Source organism: Agromyces subbeticus DSM 16689 (genome assembly GCF_000421565.1).
Taxonomy (GTDB): domain Bacteria; phylum Actinomycetota; class Actinomycetes; order Actinomycetales; family Microbacteriaceae; genus Agromyces; species Agromyces subbeticus.
Window position 1 is genome coordinate 296796 of sequence record NZ_ATXG01000002.1, and the last position, 23202, is coordinate 319997.

At 68.9% G+C, this 23202-nt stretch carries 20 protein-coding genes; 16 read left to right on the forward strand and 4 right to left on the reverse strand.

Annotated features, from left to right (window positions below):
* The first annotated feature begins 17 nt into the window (after nucleotides 1-17).
* The 3 genes from secD (at nucleotide 18) to H521_RS0105160 (ending at nucleotide 5107) form a co-directional block, all read left to right on the forward strand.
* Nucleotides 18-1760, forward strand: a complete 1743-nt coding sequence (gene secD / locus H521_RS0105150) for a protein translocase subunit SecD (RefSeq protein WP_040423823.1) — start codon at nucleotides 18-20, stop codon at nucleotides 1758-1760.
* Nucleotides 1760-2779, forward strand: coding sequence for a protein translocase subunit SecF (gene secF / locus H521_RS0105155; protein WP_022891960.1), 1020 nt, complete (start codon nucleotides 1760-1762; stop codon nucleotides 2777-2779). The genes secD and secF overlap by 1 nt, the downstream gene beginning before the upstream one ends.
* Before the next feature lie 75 nt (nucleotides 2780-2854).
* On the forward strand, nucleotides 2855-5107 hold the full coding sequence (locus H521_RS0105160; protein ID WP_022891961.1) for a RelA/SpoT family protein: 2253 nt from the start codon (nucleotides 2855-2857) through the stop codon (nucleotides 5105-5107).
* On the opposite strand, the gene H521_RS24895 is transcribed toward H521_RS0105160, so the two are convergent.
* The 3 genes from H521_RS24895 to H521_RS0105175 all read right to left on the reverse strand — a co-directional run bounded on the left by H521_RS24895 (nucleotide 5086) and on the right by H521_RS0105175 (nucleotide 7936).
* Nucleotides 5086-5724 (reverse strand): hypothetical protein, encoded by a 639-nt coding sequence (locus tag H521_RS24895; RefSeq protein WP_156891285.1) that lies wholly within the window; start codon nucleotides 5722-5724, stop codon nucleotides 5086-5088. The genes H521_RS0105160 and H521_RS24895 overlap by 22 nt on opposite strands.
* Nucleotides 5725-5835: 111 nt before the next feature.
* Nucleotides 5836-7068: a DUF349 domain-containing protein gene (locus tag H521_RS0105170; RefSeq protein WP_022891963.1), complete on the reverse strand. Its 1233-nt coding sequence runs from the start codon at nucleotides 7066-7068 to the stop codon at nucleotides 5836-5838.
* Nucleotides 7069-7156: 88 nt separating this feature from the next.
* Nucleotides 7157-7936 (reverse strand): peptidylprolyl isomerase, encoded by a 780-nt coding sequence (locus H521_RS0105175; protein ID WP_022891964.1) that lies wholly within the window; start codon nucleotides 7934-7936, stop codon nucleotides 7157-7159.
* Nucleotides 7937-8124: 188 nt separating this feature from the next.
* On the opposite strand from H521_RS0105175, the gene H521_RS0105180 reads away from it, so the two are divergent.
* The 10 genes from H521_RS0105180 (at nucleotide 8125) to aroB (ending at nucleotide 19154) form a co-directional block, all read left to right on the forward strand.
* Nucleotides 8125-9597 (forward strand): replication-associated recombination protein A, encoded by a 1473-nt coding sequence (locus H521_RS0105180; RefSeq protein ID WP_022891965.1) that lies wholly within the window; start codon nucleotides 8125-8127, stop codon nucleotides 9595-9597.
* 217 nt (nucleotides 9598-9814) lie between these two features.
* Nucleotides 9815-10438 (forward strand): 30S ribosomal protein S4, encoded by a 624-nt coding sequence (rpsD, locus tag H521_RS0105185; RefSeq protein ID WP_022891966.1) that lies wholly within the window; start codon nucleotides 9815-9817, stop codon nucleotides 10436-10438.
* Nucleotides 10439-10584: 146 nt separating this feature from the next.
* Nucleotides 10585-10788 carry a hypothetical protein gene (locus H521_RS0105190; RefSeq protein WP_026481929.1) on the forward strand — a complete coding sequence of 68 codons (204 nt, stop codon included), beginning with the start codon at nucleotides 10585-10587 and terminating at the stop codon, nucleotides 10786-10788.
* Between the two features lie 54 nt (nucleotides 10789-10842).
* A complete protein-coding gene (gene alaS / locus H521_RS0105195; protein WP_022891968.1) occupies nucleotides 10843-13500 on the forward strand; it encodes an alanine--tRNA ligase in 2658 nt (885 codons plus the stop codon).
* A gap of 7 nt (nucleotides 13501-13507) precedes the next feature.
* A complete protein-coding gene (gene ruvX / locus H521_RS0105200; protein WP_022891969.1) occupies nucleotides 13508-13984 on the forward strand; it encodes a Holliday junction resolvase RuvX in 477 nt (158 codons plus the stop codon).
* Nucleotides 13981-15447: an endolytic transglycosylase MltG gene (gene mltG, locus H521_RS24900; RefSeq protein ID WP_022891970.1), complete on the forward strand. Its 1467-nt coding sequence runs from the start codon at nucleotides 13981-13983 to the stop codon at nucleotides 15445-15447. Before ruvX ends, mltG begins: the two co-directional genes overlap by 4 nt.
* A complete protein-coding gene (locus H521_RS0105210) occupies nucleotides 15440-16270 on the forward strand; it encodes a shikimate dehydrogenase (protein WP_022891971.1) in 831 nt (276 codons plus the stop codon). Before mltG ends, H521_RS0105210 begins: the two co-directional genes overlap by 8 nt.
* A gap of 70 nt (nucleotides 16271-16340) precedes the next feature.
* Entirely contained in the window at nucleotides 16341-17561 is a 1221-nt protein-coding gene (gene aroC / locus H521_RS0105215) for a chorismate synthase (protein WP_022891972.1), read from the forward strand.
* The gene (locus H521_RS0105220; protein WP_022891973.1) at nucleotides 17554-18072 is read left to right on the forward strand and encodes a shikimate kinase; all 519 of its coding nucleotides are present in this window, start codon (nucleotides 17554-17556) and stop codon (nucleotides 18070-18072) included. The genes aroC and H521_RS0105220 overlap by 8 nt, the downstream gene beginning before the upstream one ends.
* Nucleotides 18069-19154 (forward strand): 3-dehydroquinate synthase, encoded by a 1086-nt coding sequence (aroB, locus tag H521_RS0105225; RefSeq protein ID WP_022891974.1) that lies wholly within the window; start codon nucleotides 18069-18071, stop codon nucleotides 19152-19154. Before H521_RS0105220 ends, aroB begins: the two co-directional genes overlap by 4 nt.
* 69 nt (nucleotides 19155-19223) lie before the next feature.
* Here the strand turns inward: aroB and H521_RS0105230 are convergent, their stop codons facing one another.
* Complete coding sequence (locus tag H521_RS0105230) at nucleotides 19224-21476, reverse strand: esterase-like activity of phytase family protein (protein WP_022891975.1); 2253 nt, start codon at nucleotides 21474-21476, stop codon at nucleotides 19224-19226.
* A 135-nt stretch (nucleotides 21477-21611) separates the two neighbouring features.
* On the opposite strand from H521_RS0105230, the gene H521_RS0105235 reads away from it, so the two are divergent.
* The 3 genes from H521_RS0105235 to nusB all read left to right on the forward strand — a co-directional run bounded on the left by H521_RS0105235 (nucleotide 21612) and on the right by nusB (nucleotide 23175).
* Nucleotides 21612-22052, forward strand: coding sequence for a type II 3-dehydroquinate dehydratase (locus tag H521_RS0105235; RefSeq protein WP_022891976.1), 441 nt, complete (start codon nucleotides 21612-21614; stop codon nucleotides 22050-22052).
* 146 nt (nucleotides 22053-22198) lie between these two features.
* A complete protein-coding gene (efp, locus tag H521_RS0105240) occupies nucleotides 22199-22762 on the forward strand; it encodes an elongation factor P (protein ID WP_022891977.1) in 564 nt (187 codons plus the stop codon).
* Nucleotides 22762-23175, forward strand: coding sequence for a transcription antitermination factor NusB (gene nusB / locus H521_RS0105245; protein WP_022891978.1), 414 nt, complete (start codon nucleotides 22762-22764; stop codon nucleotides 23173-23175). The genes efp and nusB overlap by 1 nt, the downstream gene beginning before the upstream one ends.
* The last annotated feature ends 27 nt before the right edge of the window (nucleotides 23176-23202 follow it).

Genomic DNA, 23202 nt, shown 5'->3' on the forward strand with positions numbered 1-23202 from the left:
CAGAGAAAGCGGAACACGTGGCTGCACCAACCAAGCGGTCATCCCGGCCGACCTCCGTGCGCAAGGCATGGAGATCTCTCACCTGGCTGGGTGTCATCATCGCGTTGCTGTTCGGCATCAATGCCGCAGGCGTCATCTGGGGCGGTGGGTCATGGACCCCGAAGCTCGCCCTCGACCTCGAGGGCGGCACGCAGATCATCCTCGCGCCGAAGGTCGAGACCGGCGCCGACGTCTCGCAGGAGCAGCTCGACCAGGCGGTCGCGATCATCCGCCAGCGCGTCGATGCCTCCGGTGTCGCCGAAGCCGAGATCAACACCGAAGGCGACAACGTCGTCGTTCGCATCCCGGGTGAGCTCGACGACCAGACCCGTGCTCGCATCGAGCAGTCGGCCAAGCTCGAACTCCGTGCCGTGCTGCTCGCCGATGCGGCGACGAACACCGCGATCGATCCGAGCGCGAGCCCGGCTCCGACCGAGGCGCCCGCCGAAGAGCTCGAGTCGACGCCCACCGCAGAGCCGACCGATGGCAGCGATCCGTCGTGGGTCACTCCCGCCCTGCAGAAGCAGTTCGATGAGTTCAACTGCGCAGAGCTCGACGACGTGTCGACGAACGTGGCTCCGGCCGACGAGCCGCTCGTCACCTGCGACCTGAGCCGCACCGCGAAGTATCTGCTCGGCCCGGTCGAGGCGAGCGGCGAGAACATCGTCGACGCCACCAACGGCATGGTGCAGACCCAGAACGGCGCATCGACCGGCCAGTGGGCCGTGAACATCGTCTTCGATGCCGAGGGCACCGAAGACTTCGCCGCGGTCAGCACCCGTCTGTTCGGCCTGCAGGGCCAGACGCCGCGCGACCAGTTCGCCTTCGTGCTCGACGGCGCCGTGCTCACGGCACCGTCCATGAACGGCGCCATCACCGACGGCAAGCCGCAGATCACCGGCAGCTTCGACCAGGCTTCGTCGAAGGCACTGGCCGACCAGCTGAAGTTCGGCGCACTGCCGATCAGCTTCACGGTGCAGTCCTCCGACACGATCTCGCCGACGCTCGGCACCTCGCAGCTGCAGTCCGGCCTGGTCGCCGGCCTCATCGGCCTGATCCTCGTCGTCATCTACACGCTGTTCCAATACCGCGCGCTCGGCTCCGTGACGATCGCCTCGCTCATCATCGCCGCGATCGTGACCTATCTCGTCATCACGATCCTGTCGTGGCGCGAGGGCTATCGCCTCTCGCTGGCCGGCATCGCGGGCCTGATCGTCGCGATCGGCTTCACCGCCGATTCGTTCATCGTGTACTTCGAACGCGTCCGCGATGAGTTGCGAGACGGCAGACCGCTCGTCGGCGCCGTCGAGGCGGGCTGGAAACGTGCATTCCGCACGGTGCTCGCGTCGAAGGGCGTCAACCTGCTCGCGGCGATCGTGCTCTTCGTACTCGCCGTCGGCAGCGTCAAGGGCTTCGCCTACACGCTCGGCATCACGACTGTCATCGACGTCATCGTCGTGATCCTCTTCACCCACCCGATGCTGCAACTGCTCGCGCAGACGCGGTTCTTCTCGAGTGGAAACCCCTGGTCGGGTCTCGACCCGAACGCGCTGGGCGCGGTGTACCGCGGCCGGGCCGAGTTCCGCAAGCCGACCGACCTGCCGGCGCGCAAGACCGCGGCGAGTTCCAAAGAGGCGCAGCGTCGCCAGACGATCGCCGAGCGCAAGGCCGCTGCCGCGGTGGGCGCCTCCGATACGTCGAACGATGGGAAGGACTCCTGATGGCCAACCGTCTCACGACCTTCGGCAACGACCTCTACACCGGCAAGCGATCGTTCAACTTCGTCGGCGGACGCAAGAAGTGGTACACGATCGCCGGCATCCTCGTGCTGCTCTCGGTCATCGTCCCGCTCTTCACCGGCGTGAACTTCAGCATCGAGTTCCGCGGCGGCTCCCAGTTCCAGATCACCGAGGTCGAGAACGCCGCGGCCGATCCCGCCATCGAAGCCGTGCACTCGGTCGTGCCCGACGCCGAGGTCCGGGTCGCGATCGTCGGCGGCAACGGCGTGCGCGTGCAGACCGACCAGCTCTCGCAAGAGGACTCCCGCGAGGTGTCGGACGCGCTTGCGGCGGCCTTCGACGTGCCCGAGTCCGAGGTCACGTCGTCGTTCGTCGGCCCGAGCTGGGGTGCGGATGTCACGAGGCAGGCGCTCATCGGCCTCGTCGCCTTCCTCCTGCTCGCGGGCATCATCATGGCGCTCTACTTCCGCACCTGGAAGATGTCGGCCGCCGCGATCATCGCGCTGATCGCCGACCTCATCGTCACGACCGGTTTCTACGCCGCGGTCGGCTTCGAGATCAGCCCTGCAGCGACGATCGGCATCCTGACGATCCTCAGCTACTCGCTTTACGACACCGTCGTGGTCTTCGACAAGATCCGCGAGAACACGGCAGAAGACGGCGAGGAGTCGCGGCGCACCTTCGCCGAGTCGGTGAACCTCGCGGTGAACCAGACGCTGGTGCGATCGATCAACACGAGCGTCGTGGCAGCGCTTCCCGTCGCCGCCATCCTCTTCATCGGTGCGGGCGTGCTCGGCGCGGATACCCTGCGGGACATCTCGCTCGCTCTCCTCATCGGCATCCTGGTCGGCACCTGGTCGACGGTCTTCGTCGCGGCTCCGCTGTACTCGCAGCTGCGTGAGGGCGAGCCGGCGATCCGCCGTCACGACCAGAAGGTGTTGAAGGAGCGTGAGCGCGCGGCGTCCGTCTCGACGGCCGCCGAAGCGCTGCCCACTGCGTGATGTTCGCGGGCGGCGTGCGCTGCATGGCACGTCGAGGCCTCCGGAGCGGCGATAATTGAAGTCCGGAGGTGAGCGATGACGGAGACGGGTGTCAACTCGACGGCATCGCTGCGCCGTCTGGTACCGCGCATCTTCTCGAAGGCGCAGCCCTCGGGCGCCGTCGACACGCTCATGCGCACCGTGCGCATGCACCACCCGAAGGCCGACCTCTCGCTCATCGAGCGGGCGTACACGGTCGCCGAGCGCGCGCACGACGGCCAGAAGCGCAAGAGCGGCGAGCCGTACATCACGCACCCCATCGCGGTCGCGCAGATTCTCGCCGATCTCGGCATCGGTTCGAAGACCGTCGCGGCGGCGTTGCTGCACGACACGGTCGAAGACACTGCGTACACCCTCGACCAGGTACGCGCCGATTTCGGTGACGAGATCGCGATGCTCGTCGACGGCGTCACGAAGCTCGACAAGGTCAAGTACGGCGACTCGACGCAGGCCGAGACCGTTCGGAAGATGATCGTGGCGATGTCGAAAGACATCCGGGTGCTGATCATCAAACTCGCCGATCGACTGCACAATGCGCGCACATGGGGGTTCGTGCCGGCAGCCTCGGCTGCACGCAAGGCGACCGAGACGCTCGAGATCTACGCCCCGCTCGCGCATCGCCTCGGTATCCAGGCGATCAAATGGGAACTCGAAGACCTGTCGTTCGCCGTGCTCTATCCCAAGCTCTACGCCGAGATCGAGAGCCTCGTCAAGCAGCGCACGCCGCAGCGAGAAGAGTTCGTGCAGAACGTCATCGACCTGGTGACCGACGACCTGAAGATCGCCAAGATCCGCGGCAAGGTCATGGGCCGTCCGAAGCAGTACTACTCGATCTACCAGAAGATGATCGTGCGCGGACGCGACTTCGACGAGATCTACGATCTCGTGGGCATTCGAGTGCTCGTGAACTCCGTGCGCGACTGCTATGCGGTGCTCGGCGCGATCCACGCACGATGGACCCCGCTGCCCGGCCGGTTCAAGGACTACATCGCGACCCCCAAGTTCAACCTCTACCAGTCGCTGCACACGACCGTCATCGGCCCGAAGGGGCGTGCGGTCGAGCTCCAGATCCGCACGCACGACATGCACCAGCGCGCCGAATACGGTGTCGCCGCGCACTGGAAGTACAAAGAGCGCATGGCGGGCACTCGAGCGGGCGAGAACGCTCCCCAGAACGAGACCGATATGGCGTGGCTCGCGCACATCTCCGACTGGCAGGCCGAGACGGCCGATCCCGGCGAGTTCCTCGATTCGCTTCGGTTCGAGATCGGCGCCAAAGAGGTCTACGTCTTCACGCCGAAGGGACGCGTGATCGGGCTGCCAGCGGGTGCGACCCCCGTCGACTTCGCCTACGCCGTGCACACGGAGGTCGGTCACCGCACGATGGGTGCGAAGGTCAACGGTCGCCTCGTGCCCCTCGAGAGCGAGCTGTCGAGCGGCGACGTCGTCGAGGTGTTCACCTCGAAGAACCCCGACTCTGGTCCGAGCCAAGACTGGCTGGGCTTCGTCAAGAGCCCCCGGGCACGCAACAAGATCCGTCAGTGGTTCACCAAAGAGCGACGCGACGAGGCGATCGAGCAGGGCAGGGATGCGATCGCCAGGGCGATGCGCAAGCAGAACCTTCCGCTGCAGAAGCTCATGAACCAGGAGTCGTTCGCCGAGGTCGCCGCACAACTGCGCTACGACGACGTCTCGTCGCTCTACGCCGCGGTCGGCGAAGGTCATGTGTCGACGCAGTCGGTGCTCGAGAAGGTCGTCGCGCTCGTGCGCGACGTCGAAGAGGGCGACGAACCCGATCTGCCGATCCCGGTGCGATCGAGGCCGCTTCCTCGCCACTCCGACTCGGGCGTGCTCGTGCGCGGGGCACCCGACATCCTCGTCAAGCTCGCCCGGTGCTGCACTCCGGTGCCCGGTGACGAGATCGTCGGCTTCGTGACGCGGGGTGCTGGTGTCTCGGTGCACCAGGCGAGCTGCCACAACGTGCAGTCGCTCATGAAAGAGCCCGAGCGCATGATCGACGTCGAGTGGGCGCCGAGTTCGAAGAGCGTGTTCCTCGTGCAGATCCAGATCGAGGCGCTCGATCGAGCCGGGCTACTCTCCGACGTGACGCGCGTGCTCTCCGAGCATCACGTGAACATCCTCTCGGCCAACGTGTCGACGTCGACCGATCGACTCGCGCTCAGCCGATTCGTCTTCGAGATGGGCGACACCACGCACCTCGATCGGGTGCTCAACGCCGTGCGCCGCATCGACGCGGTCTACGACGTCTACCGCGTCAGCGACGGCTGAGCAGGCCTCAGCGACGGTTGAGCAGGCGCCGGCAACTGCCGGGCATCGCCGACCGGATGGCGTAACGTCTGACCGGCCTCGATGCGGGCGAGCCGCTCGAGCGCGAGGGCCCGGTGCGGCATTCGCACTGCGCCTGCGAAGCGTGCGCGCAACTCGTCGATGAGCAGCGGCTGCCGCGCACACAGTTCGGCCACGACGCGCTCCGGGCGCGGGTCGGCATGGCCGGGTTCCCTGAGCAGGTCGAAGCCCGTGCGCGCGACCGTAGTGCACCTGGCATGCCGGAAGTCGATGATGTCGGCGTCGCTGATCGACACCTCACGAATGACGAGTCGCGGTGCGGAGATCACCGCGACGCGCGACGTGCGCGACACGCAGAACTGGGCGACGTGCGGGGGAGCGGGAATCGCATCGTGCACCCACGCGGCGGAGAAGCGCTCGATGACGAGCGTTCGTGGGGCGCGCAGCCCGATCGCCGATGCTCGGAGCGAGGGCAGGTCGGGCTCATCGACGGGCGCCCACGCCTCGTCGATGACGACGAGCTCGCCGTCGATGCGAGCGGCGCAGAGCTCTGCGAGTGCGAGATCGTCGGTGCTGAGCACGGGCGGCAGTTTGGCCATGAGGCCATGCTGCAGCATCCGTGCCGGCGCTCGCCTGTCTGAGGCGGATCTGTGGAGAAGAGGGCGGCGCCGAGATGGTCGCGGTGAAGACGACCACCCGGCGCCGTTCGTTCAGCCCCCGACGGCCTTCAGCCAGGCGCGACGGGCATCGAGCGCTTCGCGCGCCGATGCCGCGGCGCGCGTGTCGCCGGCAGCTTCGGCCGCCGCGAGCTCGGCCTCGAGCTTGTCGATGGCATCGTGCAGCTGGCCGAGCATTCCCTCGGAGCGGGCCTTCTTCTCGGGGTCTTCGCGCTGCCAGCGCTCCTCCTCGAGCGACTTGACGTGGTTCTCGACCTTGCGGATGCGGTCTTCGACGACGCGCACCTGGTCGCGAGGCACCTTGCCGATCTCGTCCCACTTGCGCTGCAGGCGGTTCAGCGTCGAACGGGCCTGCTTCGGGTCCTTCTCGGAGAGGAGGGTCTCGGCCTCGGTGAGGAGCGCGAGCTTCTCGTCGAGGTTGGCGCGGTAGCTCTCGTCTTCTTGCGCATCGACCTCTGCCTTCGCGCTGAACAGCACGTCGCCGGCGGCCTTGAACTTCGCCCAGAGCGAGTCGTCGAGCTTCTTGCCCGCGCGCCCCGCGAGCTTCCACTCGTCGAGCAGGTTGCGGTAGTCGCCCACCGCGTCTGCTCCGCGCGGGGCGAGCGCCTCTGCGCGTTCGATGAGCGCCTGCTTGCGCGTGCGCACGTCTCGGTGCGCGGCATCGAGCTCGGCGAAGAACGCCTTGCGGTGCGTCTCGATCGTCGAGCGCGCAGCGCGGAACCGCTTCCAGAGGTCGTTGGCCTCGTTCTTCGGAAGTCGAGGACCGTCTTGCTGGTGCCGCTGCCAGCGAGTGAAGAGCTCGTCGAGCTCGGCGGTCGCCTGCTTCCACTGCGTCTTCGCGGGATCGCCGGCGGCCAGGGCCTCAGCGGCCTCGACGATCGCGGTGCGCTCGGCGATCGCCTCGGCGACGGCGGCCTTCGTCTCGGCCTGCTGCTGCTCGGTCAGCTCCTTCGTCGTACCCGAGAGCGATTCGAGGCGACGAGCGAGCGATTCGAGGTCGCCGACGGCGTTGGCGCTGGAGACCGAGGCGCGAAGCGTTGCGACGGCCTTCGCGACATCCGCAGCCGGAGCACCGCGGCGAACCCGCTGCTCAAGCAGGCCCACCTGCCCGGCCAGATCGCCGTACTTGCGCTCGAAGTAGGCGAGTGCCTCTTCAGCGGAGCCGTCGGGATACTGCCCGACGGCACGCTCGCCGTCGCTCGTGCGCACGAAGACGGTGCCCGTCTCGTCGACGCGGCCCCACGGTTGCTGCTCTGAATCGGTCACGGCCTCACCCTGTCGTAGGTCGAATGCCGCCCGGGGGCGGCGATGACGGCATCAAGCCTATTGCACCGCCGGATGGCGGGATCGGCCGTCACTGAATGGTGAACGAGGTGATCGTGGTCGGCACCGCGGGGGCGCCGTCCGTCGCACCGTCGGCGGTACCCGCGTCGGCGACGCCGCTGCGGAGTTCTTCGAGACCGCTCGTGACATGGCCGATGACGGAGTAGCCGCCGGTGTCGCCGGGAAGCGTCGTGTCTTCGTAGACGATGAAGAACTGGCTGCCGTTGCTGTACTGGTCGGCGCCGCGAGCCATCGCGATCGTTCCCGCCGGGTAGAGCCCGTCGGCCGGTGCGTTCTCGACCGGGCCGTAGCTGTAGCCGGGGCCACCGGTGCCGTCGCCGGCCGGGTCGCCGCACTGCAGCACCCAGATGCCCTCGGTGGTGAGGCGATGGCAGCTCGTGCCGGTGTAGAACCCGGACTGGATCAGGCTGATCTCGCTCGACACGGCCTGAGGCGCGGTCGCGCCGTCGAGCTCGATGCCGACGGGGATGTCGTTGAGCGTCAGCGTGCCGGTCCAGACGCGGCCTTCGGCGAGGTCGGCGGATGGCACGTCACCCTGGTTCTCGCCGGCCGGCGGCGTGGCGCTCGGCGTCGGCGTCTCGGAGGCGACCGGCTCGGGCGTGCCCGGCCCGCCACTGAAGTAGAACAGCTGCGCAGCGGTCGCGAGCGCCAGCACGACGACGAGAGCGAGCACCGCGATGACGTTGTCTCGTGTGCGTCGGCGCTGCTTGCGCGTGTGGACTTCCTGGCGTGCCTGGTAGGTGCGCAGGCGCGCTCGTTCTTCACGCGACTGCCGGTCGATCGATGCCACGCATGCTCCTTCTCGGGACTCCTGCGAGCCGACTCTACGCAAGCCCGGGTGCGCTGACCAATCGCCGCTCCGTTCGTGTCGCCGAGAAGGCCGTTCGATGGGATCGTTCGTGGAGGAGTCGCAGGGGTGTCGGATGGCAGTTCGGCGCCCGGGATCGGGTGTCGGATGCCGCGACTACGCTTGAACGCATGTTGGATTCCGGCCCGGGGCTGCGTTCCGGCGCGACCCCGCTCGCGGTGCGCATGCGTCCGACGAGCCTCGACGAGGTCGCCGGTCAACGGCACCTGTTGACGCCGGGCTCGCCACTCGTCGCGCTCGCGGGTGACCGCACCGGAGCGACGGGTTCGGTCTCGGTCATCCTGTGGGGCCCGCCCGGCACCGGCAAGACCACCCTCGCGCAGGCCATCGCCCGCTCCTCCGGTCGCAAGTTCGTCGAACTGTCGGCGGTCTCCGCCGGCGTGCGCGACGTTCGCCAGGTCATGGAGGAGGCACGCGCCAGCCGTGACCTCTACGGTCTGTCGACCGTGCTCTTCCTCGACGAGATCCACCGTTTCACGAAGGCGCAGCAAGACGCGCTGCTGCCGGGCGTCGAGAACGGCTGGGTCATCCTCGTCGCCGCGACGACAGAGAACCCCTCGTTCTCGGTCATCTCGCCGTTGCTGTCGCGCTCCCTGCTGCTCACGCTCGAACTCCTCACCGACGACGACCTCGGCGTGCTCGTCGACCGCGCCGTCTCCGATCCGCGCGGACTCGGCGGCAAGGTCGCCCTCGATCCCGAGGCGCGGTCCGCCATCATCCGGCTCGCCTCAGGCGACGCACGTCGCGCGCTCACCGCGCTCGAGGCGGCGGCGGTCGCCGCGACCCAGTCGCCGGCGACCCCGGTTTCAACGGCGGGCGAGGGCGACGGCGACGGCGACGATGAGTCCGGCACGCCCGCGAGCGCCGAAGCAGTGGGCGGCGACGATGCAGATGACGCCGAGGACGATGGTGACGGCGAGACGGATGCCGCGGCATCCGTCACCCCCGTGATCACCACCGACATCGTCGCCCGTGCCGTCGACCGGGCGCTGCTGCGATACGACCGCAACGGCGACGAGCACTACGACGTCATCAGCGCGTTCATCAAGTCGGTGCGGGGCAGCGACGTCGACGCATCACTGCACTACCTCGCGCGAATGATCGAGGCCGGCGAAGATCCGCGGTTCATCGCCCGGCGCATCATCGTGCTCGCCTCCGAAGACATCGGGCTGGCCGATCCGACCGCGCTCGGCGTCGCGGTCGCCGCCGCCGACGCCGTGCAGTACATCGGCATGCCAGAGGGGCGCATCCCGCTCGCGCAGGCCGTGGTGCACCTGGCGACCGCACCCAAGTCGAACGCCGCCTACCTCGGCATCAACCAGGCGATCGCCGACGTGCGCGAGGGCAAGGCGGGTCGCGTGCCCAAGCACCTGCGCGACGCGCACTACCCCGGAGCGAAGCGGCTCGGGCATGGCAAGGGCTACCGGTACCCGCACAACGACGAGATCGGCGTGGTCGAGCAGCAGTACCTCCCCGACTCGCTGCGCGGGGCCGTCTACTACGAGCCCACCGAGCACGGCAACGAACGCGAGGTGTCGGCGCGACTGGCGAAACTGCGCCGCATCGTGCGGGGCGAGCGCTGACACCGATGCGGCCGCGTGCGCCGTGGCCCGGTCGGCAGGCGGTCGTGATATCATTTCCGTTGGCCTGAAGCCTGATTCTCGAGCGCGGCTGCGAGAGAGTCACCGGCGAATGGGTGCGATCTGTAGCCGATCCACCCTTGGCGAATCCCTCTGACACAGATTTTCGGCGCACGATCGCGCCGTGAAATTCACTTGAGATTCTTCCGAAAGGACATTCGTGTCGAACCAGTCACGCAGCAAGACCCGCCTCTCCCGTGCGCTCGGCGTCGCCCTCACCCCGAAGGCCGCCCGTTACATGGAGAAGCGTCCGTACGCTCCCGGTGAGCACGGCCGCACCAAGCGCAAGCAGGACAGCGACTACGCCGTGCGTCTGCGCGAGAAGCAGCGCCTGCGCGCCCAGTACGGCATCCGCGAGAAGCAGCTGAAGATCGCCTACGTCGAGGCCAAGCGCACTGACGGCCTGACCGGTGAGAACCTGGTCGAGCTGCTCGAGATGCGTCTCGACGCCATCGTGCTGCGCGCCGGCTTCGCCCGCACCATCTCGCAGGCCCGCCAGTTCGTCGTGCACCGTCACATCCTCGTCGACGGCCAGCTGGTCGACCGCCCGTCGTTCCGCGTGAAGCCGGGCCAGCTCGTGCACGTCAAGGCGCGCAGCGAGGGCACCGAGCCGTTCCAGGTCGCCGCTGCCGGCGGTCACGTCGACGTGCTGCCCAAGCTCCCGGGCTACCTCGAGGTCGAGCTCGACAAGCTCCAGGTGAAGCTCGTCCGTCGCCCCAAGCGCGTCGAGGTCCCCGTGACCTGCGACGTGCAGCTGGTCGTCGAGTACTACGCAGGTCGCTGACGCAGAGCAGTGCAGGCAGGGGTCGCGGGGTTTCCCGCGGCCCCTGTCGCGTACCCGGCGAGGGCTTCGACCCGGCCACTAGACTGTTGCGAGGCGTGCCGAGCGCAGCGCAAGGCGACACATCGATCAGGGAGCAGGAGCACCTCGTGAAGAGCATTCTGTGGTTCACCGTCGGCGTCGCGGCCGGATTCGCGGTCGCCCACCAGGTCAACCAGACCAAGCAGGGGCGGGACTTCTTCTCCGCGGTCGACGCGAAGGCCAGGGCCTTCGGCCACGCCATCGCCGAGGGCTACCACGCCCGCGACGCAGAACTCCGCGCCGAGCAGGGCGAGACGACTCCGTCTCTCTGAGCGGGCACGCGAATCTGATGGCCCGGTTCCCCGGGCACGATCGAGAACGGAATCATGCAGACTGCCGAAATTCGCCAGCGTTGGCTGGACTTCTTCGCCGAGCGCGGGCACACCGTCGTCCCCTCGGCATCGCTCGTGTCCGACGACCCGACGCTGCTCTTCACGGTCGCCGGCATGGTGCCCTTCGTGCCGTACCTGACGGGGCTCGTGCCCGCACCGTACCATCGGGCCACCAGCGTGCAGAAGTGCATCCGCACGAACGACATCGAAGAGGTCGGCAAGACGCCCCGGCACGGCACGTTCTTCCAGATGAGCGGCAACTTCTCCTTCGGCGACTACTTCAAAGAGGGCGCCATCTCGATGGCGTGGGAGCTGCTGACGACGCCCGAGTCCGGCGGCGGCTACGGCTTCGACCGGGGCGACCTCTGGGTCACGGTCTACGAAGACGACGACGAGGCGATCGAGCTCTGGAAGAAGGTCGCCGGCCTCCCCGACGAGCGCATCCAGCGCCTCGGCAAGGACACGAACTACTGGCACACCGGCCAGCCCGGCCCGGCCGGCCCCTGCTCCGAGATCTTCTTCGATCGCGGCCCCGAATACGGCATCGACGGCGGCCCGGCCACCGACGACGACCGGTATGTCGAGATCTGGAACCTCGTGTTCATGCAGTACCTCATCGATGACGTGACGTCGAAGACCGACTTCCGCATCGTGAAGGAACTGCCGAAGAAGAACATCGACACCGGCATGGGGCTCGAGCGCGTCGCCTTCATCAAGCAGGGCGTCGACAACATGTACGAGATCGACCAGGTGCGCCCGGTGCTCGACCGCGCCGCCGAGCTGTCGGGGCGTCGCTACGGCGCGAACCACGACGACGACGTGCGCATGCGCGTCATCGCCGACCATGTGCGCTCCGCGCTCATGCTGATGAGCGACGGCGTGAGCCCGTCGAACGAGGGGCGTGGCTACATCCTGCGCCGGCTCCTGCGCCGCAGCATCCGTGCCATGCGCCTGCTCGGCGTCGAGGGCCCGACCTTCCGCGAGCTCTTCGCGGCGTCGCGCGATGCGATGAAGAGCGCCTACCCCGAAGTCGCGAAGGACTACGCGCACATCGAGCAGCTCGCCCTCGGCGAGGAGGAGACCTTCCTCCGAACGCTCACGGCCGGCACGTCGATCCTCGACCTCGCCGTGTCGAAGACGAAGGGCTCGGGCCGAGCCGAGCTCGCCGGCGACACCGCGTTCCTCCTGCACGACACCTATGGCTTCCCCATCGAGCTGACCCTCGAGATGGCCGACGAGGCAGGCCTCGCCGTCGACCGCGCGGCGTTCGACACGCTCATGACCGAGCAGCGCTCCCGCGCGAAAGCCGATGCCAAGTCGAAGAAGAAGGTGCTCGCCGACCTCTCGGTCTACGCCGAGTACCGGGCCAAGGGCGAGACGATCTTCACGGGCTACACCGAGCTCACGACGGCCTCGACCGTGCTCGGGCTGCTCGTCGACGGCCGCCCGGTGCCGTTCGCGACCGCGGGGCAGACCGCCGAGGTCATCCTCGCCCAGACCTCGCTGTACGCGGAGTCCGGCGGTCAGGCGCCCGACCAGGGCCGCATCGTCGGCGACGGTTTCGAGCTCGAGGTGCTCGACGTGCAGAAGCCCATCAAGGGGCTCATCAGTCACACCGTGAAGGTGACGAAGGGCGAGGTCGGCGTCGGCGTGGCTGCGACGACGCTCGTCGACGAGCGGTACCGGCGCGGCGCGACCCAGGCGCACTCGGGCACGCACCTCGTGCACGCGGCGCTGCGCCAGGTGCTCGGCCCGAATGCGCACCAGTCGGGCTCGTTCAACAAGGCCGGCTACCTGCGGCTCGACTACGGCTGGAACTCGGCGCTCTCGAGCGAGACCCGTTCCGAGATCGAAGAGATCTCCAACGCCGCGATTCGCGACAACCTGCAGGTCGTCACCCGTGAGATGCCGCTCGACGAGGCGAAGTCGCTCGGCGCGATGGCACTCTTCGGCGAGAAGTACGGCGACGTCGTTCGCGTCGTCGACATCGGCGGACCCTGGTCGCGGGAGCTCTGCGCCGGCACGCACGTGTCGACGAGCTCCGAGGTCGGCATGATCAACATCGTGGGGGAGTCCTCGGTCGGCGCCTCGAACCGACGCGTCGAGTCGCTTGTCGGCCTCGATGCGTTCCGTCGGTTCGCGTCGGAGCGAGCACTCGTCTCCGAGCTCACCTCGACGCTCAAGACGCGGCCCGACCAGCTCGTCGACCGGGTCGGCGAACTCGTCACGAGCCTCAAGGCCGCCGAGAAGCGCATCCAGGCCTTCGAGGCCCGCGCGCTGAACGACCGGGTGCCTGCGCTCGCGGCCAAGGCCGTGCGCCACGGCGACGTGCTGCTCGTGGCCGAGCACCTCGGAACCCTCGGCTCCGGAGACGAAGTGCGCGCGCTGGCGCTCTCGGTTCGATCGCAGCTCGGCGATGCGGCATCCGTCGTCGCGCTGACTGCCGAGGCGGGCGGCAAGCCCGTGGCGATCGTCGCAACCTCGCCCGCAGCCCGTGACGCCGGTGCGAACGCGGGTGCGCTCGCGAAGACGATGGCCGGCCTGCTCGGCGGTGGCGGCGGCGGCAAGCCCGACCTCGCCCAGGGCGGCGGCAGCGACCTCGCCGCGATCCCCGCGGCACTCGATGCCGTGCGCTCGGCACTGCGCGGATAGCGACATCGTGCGACCCGGAACGAGACTCGGCGTCGACGTCGGGCGCGCCCGCATCGGCGTGGCGCGCTGCGACGCCGGAGCGCTGCTCGCGACGCCGGTCGAGACGGTGCCGCGCGCGGTCGACGGAGACGCCGACGTCGCCCGCATCCTCGAGCTCGCCCGCGAATACGACGTGATCGAGATCGTGGTCGGCAACCCGCTCTCGCTCTCGGGCGCCTCGACGCCCTCGACCGACGATGCCGTCGCCTTCGCGGGGCGACTCGCTGCCGGCGGCGCCTCCGTGCGCCTGGTCGACGAACGGCTCTCGACCGTGAGCGCGCAGCAGGCGCTTCGTGCGACCGGAAAGTCGACGCGGAAGCAGCGTCCCATCGTCGATCAGGTTGCAGCCGTTATCATTCTGCAACACGCGATCGACGCCGAGCGGGCCTCCGCCCGCCCGCCCGGGCGCACGATCGACACCGACGAAGGGCCATCCTCCCTGTGACCCAGCTCCCCCCAGAGCACCACGACCCCGAGCGCGCCGCGACCGATTGGCATGCGCTGCTCGCGAGCGGCCCTCCGACTCCAGCTCGATCCGACAGCGAGCCGGCCGGTGGCACGCCGCCTCCGCCCGCTGCCGAGGCCGAGGGGCGCCCGATGACCCGCAGGGAGGCCAGGGAGGCCGAGCAGCGGCGCGAGGCCGCCGCAGAGGGGGCAGGCGCGGGCGTTCCCGCACCCGCACGACCGAGTGAGCCGGCCTCCCCGCCCCTGTTCGACGCCGTGCTCGCCGATCCGATGGCGGCCGACCCGTCGGTCGGAGCGTCTCCGCACACCGAGGCGCGCCCGTCGCGGGCCGAACGGCGAGCCGTCACGTCCGACCCGTTCGAGCCCGAGAAGCCGAAACGGCGTGGAGCATGGGGCTGCCTCATCGGGCTCCTGATCGTCGTCGCACTCGGCGCCGTGGCCTACTTCTTTCTGCAGGGCCCGATCAACGCGCTCGTCGAGCGGTTCACGCCGGCGGCCGACTTCTCGGGCTCGGGCACCGGTGAGGTCGTATTCATGATCCACGACGGTGAGAACGGCGCCGATATCGCGGAGAACCTCGTCGACGAGGGCGTCACGGCCTCGTACGACGCCTTCTACGACCTGCTGCTCGAACAGACCCCCGAGCCGGAGTTCCACCCCGGGGCCTACCAGCTCGCCGAGCAGATGAGCGCTCAGGCAGCGCTCGACGCGCTGCAGGACCCTGCGAACAAGCTCGAGAACACCTTCGTGATTCCCGAGGGCACGGCGCTCCAAGATGCGCTGGTCGCGATCTCCGAGGGCAGCGATGTGCCGCTCGAGAACCTGCAGGCCGCCGCCGCCGAGCCGCCCGCGAGCTACGGGCTGCCCGCCGAGGCGACGACGCTCGAGGGCTTCCTCTTCCCGGCCACGTACACGCTCGAGCCCGGACTCGACGCGCATGCGGTGCTGCAGACCCTCGTGAACCGGCAGTTCGAGGCGCTCGATGCCGCCGGGGTGCCGGCCGACCAGCGCTGGCGCACCGTCGTGCTCGCCTCGATCGTGCAGCGCGAGGCCGGTTCGAACCTCGACGACTTCCCGAAGGTCGCGCGCGTCTTCCAGAACCGGCTCGATCAGGGCATCAACCTCGAGTCCGACGCCACCGTCGCCTACGGCACCGGCAACACCCACACGGTATGGACCACCGATGCCGAGCGCGCCGACGCCTCGAACCTGTACAACACATATGCCAACCCCGGCCTCCCCGTCGGCCCGATCGGCAATCCCGGCGACGTCGCCATCAATGCGGCGATCCATCCGGCCGACGGCACGTGGCTGTTCTTCGTTCCCGTGAACCTGGCGACCGGAGAGACCGTGTTCTCGACGACGGTCGACGAGCACGACGCCGCCGTGTCGCGGCTGCAGGAATGGTGCGCGCTCGACGAGAACGCCTCGTACTGTGAGTGAGCCTCGCCGGCTCGCGGTGCTCGGTTCGCCGATCTCGCATTCCCAGAGCCCCGCGCTGCATCAGGCCGCCTACGACCGCCTCGGCCTGCCATGGCAGTACACCGCCATCGAGATGCAGGGTGGCGGCCTTCGCGCCTTCATCGACGGCCTCGACCCCGCATGGCGCGGACTCTCGCTCACCATGCCGCTGAAGCAGCACGTGCTGCCGCTCCTCGACGACATCGACCCGATCGCGGGCCTCGCCGGTGCGGCGAACACCGTGCTGTTCGACGGCGAGGCGCGGCGAGGCTTCAACACCGACGTCGGCGGCATCGTGCGCACGCTCCAGGAGTCGGGCGTGCCGGATGTCTCCCGCGGACTGCTGCTCGGCGGCGGTGCCACCGCGGCTTCGGCGCTCATCGCGCTGTCGCAGCTCGGCGCGAGCGAGGTGCGCGTGCTCGTGCGCAGGCCGGGCGCCGCGGCAGCACTCGTCGAGCTGGGCCGTCGACTCGGCATCCTCGTCGACGAAGGCACCGTCGACGAGCTGACGGTGGCCGACGGGTTCGACATCGTGGTGAGCACGGTGCCCGGGGGAGCCGACCTCGGCGTCGAGGCATCCGCTCGGCTGATCTCGGCCGCCGCGTTGCTCGACGTCGCCTACGACCCGTGGCCGACGCCGCTCGCCGCTCGCTGGCTCGAAGCCGGCGGCAACGTCGTGCACGGACTCGGCATGCTCCTGCATCAGGCGCTGCTCCAGGTGCGCGTCTTCGTGAACGGCGACCCGAACGCTCAGCTCGACGACGAGGCGACGGTGCTCGCGGCGATGCGCGAGGCGCTTCGCTGAAGATCCCGGCTCCGTGACCGGTTCGCGTCATGCGCGATTCGGGTCGCCGCCCCTGTGGAAGGATAGGAACATGCTCCGTTGGCTCACTGCCGGAGAGTCGCACGGCCCTGAGCTGGTCGCGATCCTCGAGGGTCTTCCCGCCGGTATCCCCGTCTCGCTCGACGACATTCGCGCCGATCTCGCGCGCCGCAAACTCGGCTACGGCCGGGGTGCCCGCATGAAGTTCGAGCAAGACGAGCTCGCCATCTCGGGGGGCGTGCGCCACGGCCTCTCGCTCGGCAGCCCGATCGCCCTGCGCATCGGCAACACCGAGTGGCCGAAGTGGCAGGAGGTCATGAGCCCAGAGCCCATCGACCCCGCCAAGCTCGGCCGCGGCCGCGGAGCACCGCTGACGCGCCCGCGCCCGGGTCACGCCGACCTCGTGGGCATGCAGAAGTACGGCTTCGACGAGGCACGGCCCGTGCTCGAGCGGGCGAGCGCCCGCGAGACCGCCGCTCGCGTCGCACTCGGTGCAGTGGCCCGCTCCTTCCTCGCCGAGCTCGGCATCACCCTCGTCGCGCACACGCTGGCCATCGGCCCGGTGCGCGTGCCCGAGGGGCGGCCCCTGCCGACGCCCGACGACGTCGAGGCGCTCGACGCCGATCCGCTGCGCTGCTTCGACCCCGAGACCTCGGCCGCGATGGTCGCAGAGGTCGACCTCGCCCACAAGGAAGGCGACACCCTCGGCGGCGTCGTCGAGGTGCTCGCCTACGATCTGCCGCCCGGGCTCGGCTCGCACGTGCACTGGGATCGCCGCCTCGATGCGCAGCTCGCCGCTGCGCTCATGGGCATCCAGGCGATCAAGGGCGTCGAGGTGGGCGACGGGTTCGAGACCACCCGGCGCCGCGGCTCTGCTGCACACGACGAGCTGCACGTCGCCGATGGCCTGATCTCGCGCACGAGCGACCGGGCCGGCGGCACCGAGGGCGGCATGTCGACCGGCACGGTGCTGCGCGTGCGCGCCGGCATGAAGCCCATCGCGACCATTCCGCACGCGCTGCCCACCGTCGACGTGGCCACCGGAGAAGCAGCCGCGGCGCACCACCAGCGATCCGATGTCGTCGCCGTTCCGGCGGCCGGCGTCGTCGCCGAGGCCATGGTCGCCCTGACGCTCGCGAACGCCGTGCTCGAGAAATTCGGCGGCGACTCGATCGACGAGACCCGGCGCAACCTCGAGTCGTACCTCGCTGCCATCCCCGAGACGCTCCGCACGGCCGGCACCCCCGCGCCGGCCGTCGCCGATCGTGTCTGAGCACAGCGGCCTCGCCCTGCCGATCGTGCTGGTCGGCCCCATGGGGGCCGGCAAGTCACGGGTAGGCCAGCGCCTCGCGGCATCCGTCGACGCGCCCTTCGTCGACACCGACGCGCGCATCACCGAGCGTTACGGCCCGATCGCGGAGATCTTCGAGCGCGAGGGCGAGGAGTATTTCCGCGTCGTCGAACGCGAGGTGGTCGCCGAGGCGCTTCGTGAAGAGGCCGTGATCTCGCTCGGCGGCGGCGCAGTGCTGCACCCCGACACCCGCGATGATCTCGCAGCGCTTCCGGTCGTCTGGTTGCAGGTCTCGCCGACGGCGGTCGCGCCACGGCTCGCGGGTGGCACCCGCCCGCTCATCGCCGAGGGCGGGCTCGAGCGCTGGATCGCGATCCTCGAGGAGCGCCGGCCGATCTACGACGCCGTCGCCGATCTCAGCATCGACACCTCGCGACGCTCGGTCGCGAGGATCGTCGACGACATCACCGGGCACTTCGGAGGAACACGATGACGACAGGCGACGCGCGCACGAGCATTCGGGTCGGTGGGGAGTCGGGATACGACGTGATCGTCGGCCGGGGTGTGCTCGCCGAACTGGGCGACGCGATCGGCGCTGGCGCGGCGAAGGTGCTGATCGTGCACCCTGCGACCCTCGGGGCGAAGGCGGCCGAGCTGCGCGAGGCGCTCTCCGACCGCTACCAGGTGCTGCTCGCCGAGGTGCCCGACGCCGAGGCGGGCAAGCGGGTCGAAGTCGCCGCCTTCTGCTGGCAGGTGCTCGGCCAGGCCGACTTCACCCGCACCGACGCGATCGTCGGATTCGGCGGGGGAGCGGTCACCGATCTCGCCGGGTTCGTCGCCGCCACGTGGCTTCGCGGTGTTCGCGTGGTGCAGGTGCCGACGACCGTGCTCGGCATGGTCGATGCCGCGGTCGGTGGCAAGACCGGCATCAATACGAACGAGGGCAAGAACCTCGTCGGCGTCTTCCACGCTCCAGCTGCCGTCATCTGCGATCTCGACGTGCTCGACACGCTGCCGAAGAACGAGATCCTCGCCGGTTTCGCCGAGATCGTGAAGGCGGGGTTCATCCGCTACCCAGAGATCCTCGACATCATCGAGGCCGACGCCGACGCCGCCACCGATCCTGCGACCCCCGAGTTCCGGCGCGTGATCGAGCTCTCGATCCAGATGAAGGCCGATGTCGTCTCCGAGGACTTCACCGAGCAGGGACTCCGCGAGATCCTCAACTACGGCCACACCCTCGGCCACGCCGTCGAGCACGCCGAGCGCTACCAGTGGCGTCATGGCGCGGCCGTCGCCGTGGGAATGGCGTTCGCGGCCGAGCTCGGCCGGCTGTCGGGCCGGCTCTCCGACGAGGTGGCCGATCGCCACAGACGAGTGCTCGACCTGCTGAGCCTGCCGACGTCGTACCCGGCCGGCCGATGGAACACCCTGCTCGCGACGATGCAACGAGACAAGAAGGCTCGCGCGGGCCAGCTGAGATTCATCGTGCTCGACGACCTCGCCAAGCCAACGGTCATGCTCGCGCCCGATCAGTCGCTGCTGTTCGCGGCCTACCAGGAGATCGCTTCCTGAGTCGCGCGACGAGGGCGGACGCGGATCGGTGCAGTGCGCACCGATCCGCGTCCGCCCGAGCGCTTGAGTTCAGTCGAGCGCGGCGACGGCGACGTCGGGATTGTCGCTGAACAGGCCGTCGATGCCGGCCTCGACGAACACGCGGATCTCACCGGCGAGGTCGCCGATGCCGGCTGGGTCGCTGCTGGAGCGGAACTCCGCGGCGAGGAACGCGTTCTCACGACGGAAGGTCCACGCGTGCACCGCGAGGCCGACCGCGTGCGCGTCGCCGATCACCGCAGTCGGTGTGCCGAGCGTGCCATCGGCGAGCCGCGGAATCGCCACGCTCTTCTCGACACCGACGCCGTCAGCGTAGGTCGCGATCTCGGCGAGCCCAGCGGGCGTCACGAGATCGGCGTAGGTGCGGATGTCGCCGGTGGCGGCGAAATCGTAGGGCCGGCCGCTCGCGTTGACGAGCTGGGCGATGCCCACGTCGGTCAGGCGATCGAGTTCGCGCAGGTTCGCGGTCTCGAAGCTCTGCAGGATGACGGGCGCACCGGCGTGATCGAGGCCGTTCACGGCGAGCTGCGTGACGAGCGACTCCTCGAGCGAGAGCCCGATCGAGTCGAAGTAGGTCGGGTGCTTCGTCTCGGGATATACGCCGACGGGTGCGCCCTGGCAGCTGACCGAATGGCGTGCGAGATCGATGACCTCGTCGAGCGTCGGCACTTGGTAGAGCCCGTCGAACGCCGTGTTCTGCGGGCGGAGCTGCGGGAGGCGTTCGATCGCACGAAAGGTCTTCAGCTCGGAGAGAGTGAAGTCCTCGGTGAACCAGCCGGTGACGGCGGCGCCGTCGATCGTCTTCGTCGCCCTGCGGTCGGCGAACTCGGGCCTGGCCGCGACATCCGTCGTGCCGCCGATCTCGTTCTCGTGGCGGGCGACGAGTACGCCGTCCTTCGTCGCGACGACGTCGGGCTCGATGAAGTCCGCGCACTGCGTGATGGCCGCCTGGTACGCGGCGAGCGTGTGCTCGGGCCGGTAGCCACTCGCACCGCGGTGGCCGACCACCGTGATGTCCGACGACGGCACACGCTGCCGCGTGAGGTCGATGACGTCGAACTCTGTGTCATCGGGCGTTCCCGTGATGCGCGCGTCGTTGCCGGGGTAGTTGTTGTCGTTGCCGATGAGCAGGCGACCGTCGCGCAACCGCACAACGGTCTCGAACGACTGCACCGGCAGTGAGAACGCCTCGCCGGTGCCGTAGCCGTCGCCAGTGGCGAGCAGATCGGGGTTCGCGATCCGCAGGGCATCGAGCACGAGCTCCTTCTCGACGTAGCCCGCGGCATCGGTGCGTGAGAGGTCGATCTCGTAGACGCGCTTGGTCACGGCCTGGTCGCCCTCGAAGTCGTCGCGCTCGACGAGGAGCAGCACGTCGCTTCGCACCGTGAAGGCGTCACCGATGACGTTCGCGTCCTGATCGGTCTGGTAGCTCCACGTGCGTTCGGTGTAGGTGCCGCGCTTCGTGTCGAACTCGAGGATCTCGCGTCGTCGCAGGTCGGGGTCGTTCGCGTAGGCGCCCTCGAGCACGGGGTAGAGGTAGCGGCCGTTGTTCGAGCCCGCGAGCGCCTCGAATCCGCGGCTCGCGCGAACCAGCGGTGTCTCGCCCGTACCGAGATACGGGTTCTGCGGGGACTTCGCCCCGCCCGGCATCGGGAACGGGCGCTCGAGCAGCGTGCCGTCGGCGCCGAAGTGCAGCAGGAAGGGACCGAACTCCTCGCCGACCCAGAACGTGCCGTCCTTCGCGCGCACGATCGACTCGATGTCGAAGTCGGCTCCGGTGAGCAGGCGATCGTCGGTGTTCTCGTTGACGATCGGGAAGTCGAGCACCCGGTTCGCGTCGTTGTACGAGACGAAGCGCTCGATCACGATCTCGCCCGAGCCGCCCTCGGCGGTCTTCCAGGCGGGGCGCACGAGGTAATTGCGAAGCAGGAAGTCGGCCGAGTTGGCCTTCGAACCGAAGCCGTTGTCGGGCTGGGCCCAGAACGTGCCGTCACCGTTGTCGATCATCGCCGAGAACCCTGGCACGACCTGGCCTGCGAACGGGCCGGTGCGGCCGTTCCCGGGCGAGGCGAGGGCGCCCGATGGCGGCCCGGCCTCGAGGTGGTCGGCCGAGAGCGTCGCCCGGGCGACGAGCGTGGGCTCGATCGTCTTGGCGGTGGGCGAGCGCTGCTCTTCCGAGCCGGCCGCGTGCGCCGGAGCGGGGATGAGGAGAACAGCTGCGGTGGCGGCCGTTGCGGCCAGGGCGAGGATGCGCGTTCGTACGTGCGCGGTCTGTTGTGCCATGACGCAACCCAATCGCTCGCGGCGCACGCCGGTGTGTCCTTCGGCGGTCGGGATGCCGACCACTCGGTGAACGCGCGGTGGCCGCGCCCGCCGACCGGCGAGGTCACGACCCGAACCGCTCGGTAGGCTGGCGGCGTGACCTCCACGATCCTCGTCCTCAACGGACCGAACCTGAGCCGGCTCGGCACGCGCGAACCCGAGGTGTACGGCAACGAGACCCTCGCCGACATCGGCGAATCGCTCGCGGCATCCGTGCCCGACGATGTCTCGATCGACCTGCGCCAGACCGACGACGAGGCCGAACTCATCGGGTGGATCCACGAGGCGGTCGACCGGCGCCTGCCGGTCGTGTTGAATCCCGCCGCCTTCACTCACTACAGCTACGCGCTTCGCGATGCCGCCGCGCAGCTCAAGCAGGCCGGCGTTCCGCTCATCGAGGTGCACCTGTCGAACCCGCACACGCGCGAGACCTTCCGGCACACGAGCGTGATCTCGGGCGTCGCCACCGGCGTGATCGCCGGCTTCGGCAGCGACTCGTACCGCCTCGCGATCGACTGGGTGCTGCGCAACCGCTGAGCGGTCCGTCGAACGGCGAACGGATGCCGCATCCGCTCGCTTCCGGCTCGCATTGGCGTGCTCGCGGGCGAGCGACTAAACTCGACCGACTGTACTTCTCCGGCCATTCGGCCGAGCCTCTTCGCAACTGAATGGAACACATACGCATGGCAAGCACCGCTGACATCAAGAACGGCGTCGTCCTCTCCATCGACGGCCAGCTCTGGAGCGTCATCGAGTTCCAGCACGTCAAGCCGGGCAAGGGCGGTGCGTTCGTTCGCACGAAGCTGAAGAACGTCGTCACGGGCAAGGTCGTCGACCGCACCTACAACGCGGGCGCGAAGATCGAGATCGAGAACGTCGACCGTCGTGACTTCACCTACCTGTACGCCGACGGCGACGGCTTCGTGTTCATGGACGCGAGCGACTACGACCAGATCACCGTTCCGGGCACTGTCGTCGGCGATGCCGCGAACTTCATGCTCGAGAACCAGTCGGTGACGGTGGCCCTCAACAACGGCAACCCGCTCTACGTCGAGCTGCCGGCCTCGGTCGTGCTCGAGATCACGTACACCGAACCGGGCCTGCAGGGCGACCGCTCGACCGGTGGCACGAAGCCCGCGACGGTCGAGACGGGCTACGAGATCCAGGTGCCCCTGTTCCTCGAGACCGGCACGAAGGTCAAGGTCGACACCCGCACGGGCGACTACCTCGGCCGTGTGAACGACTAGTGAGCGCTCGTACCAAGGCGCGCAAGCGCGCGCTCGACCTGCTGTACTCGGCCGACATGCGCCAGGTGCCGGTCGAGCAGATGCTCGTCGTCGAGGCGCAGAAGGCCGTGGGCGAACCCGAGCGGGCCGCCTCCTGGCTGTACGCCCGCGAGATCGTCGACGGCATCGTCGACCACCGCGACGAGATCGACGAGCTCATCGAGACGCACTCGCACGGGTGGACCCTCGAGCGCATGCCCGCAGTCGACCGTGCGATCCTGCGCATCGGCGTCTGGGAGATCATCCACAACGACGCCGTGCCCGACCCTGTCGCGATCTCCGAGGCCGTCGAGGCGGCCACGGTGCTCTCCACTGACGACTCGGCGGGTTTCGTCAACGGCCTGCTCGCCGCGATCTCGCACGCCAAGGCCTGACCGGGTCGCCGCGCCAGGCGGCCGAAC

Bases quoted from the DNA above. Each gene is read 5' to 3' on its own strand.
- secF (WP_022891960.1), top strand. From the start codon at position 1,760: ATGGCCAACCGTCTCACGACCTTCGGCAACGACCTCTACACCGGCAAG.
- H521_RS0105160 (WP_022891961.1), top strand. From the start codon at position 2,855: ATGACGGAGACGGGTGTCAACTCGACGGCATCGCTGCGCCGTCTGGTA.
- H521_RS24895 (WP_156891285.1), bottom strand. From the start codon at position 5,724: ATGGCCAAACTGCCGCCCGTGCTCAGCACCGACGATCTCGCACTCGCA.
- H521_RS0105180 (WP_022891965.1), top strand. From the start codon at position 8,125: ATGTTGGATTCCGGCCCGGGGCTGCGTTCCGGCGCGACCCCGCTCGCG.
- alaS (WP_022891968.1), top strand. From the start codon at position 10,843: ATGCAGACTGCCGAAATTCGCCAGCGTTGGCTGGACTTCTTCGCCGAG.
- aroC (WP_022891972.1), top strand. From the start codon at position 16,341: ATGCTCCGTTGGCTCACTGCCGGAGAGTCGCACGGCCCTGAGCTGGTC.
- aroB (WP_022891974.1), top strand. From the start codon at position 18,069: ATGACGACAGGCGACGCGCGCACGAGCATTCGGGTCGGTGGGGAGTCG.
- H521_RS0105230 (WP_022891975.1), bottom strand. From the start codon at position 21,476: ATGGCACAACAGACCGCGCACGTACGAACGCGCATCCTCGCCCTGGCC.
- efp (WP_022891977.1), top strand. From the start codon at position 22,199: ATGGCAAGCACCGCTGACATCAAGAACGGCGTCGTCCTCTCCATCGAC.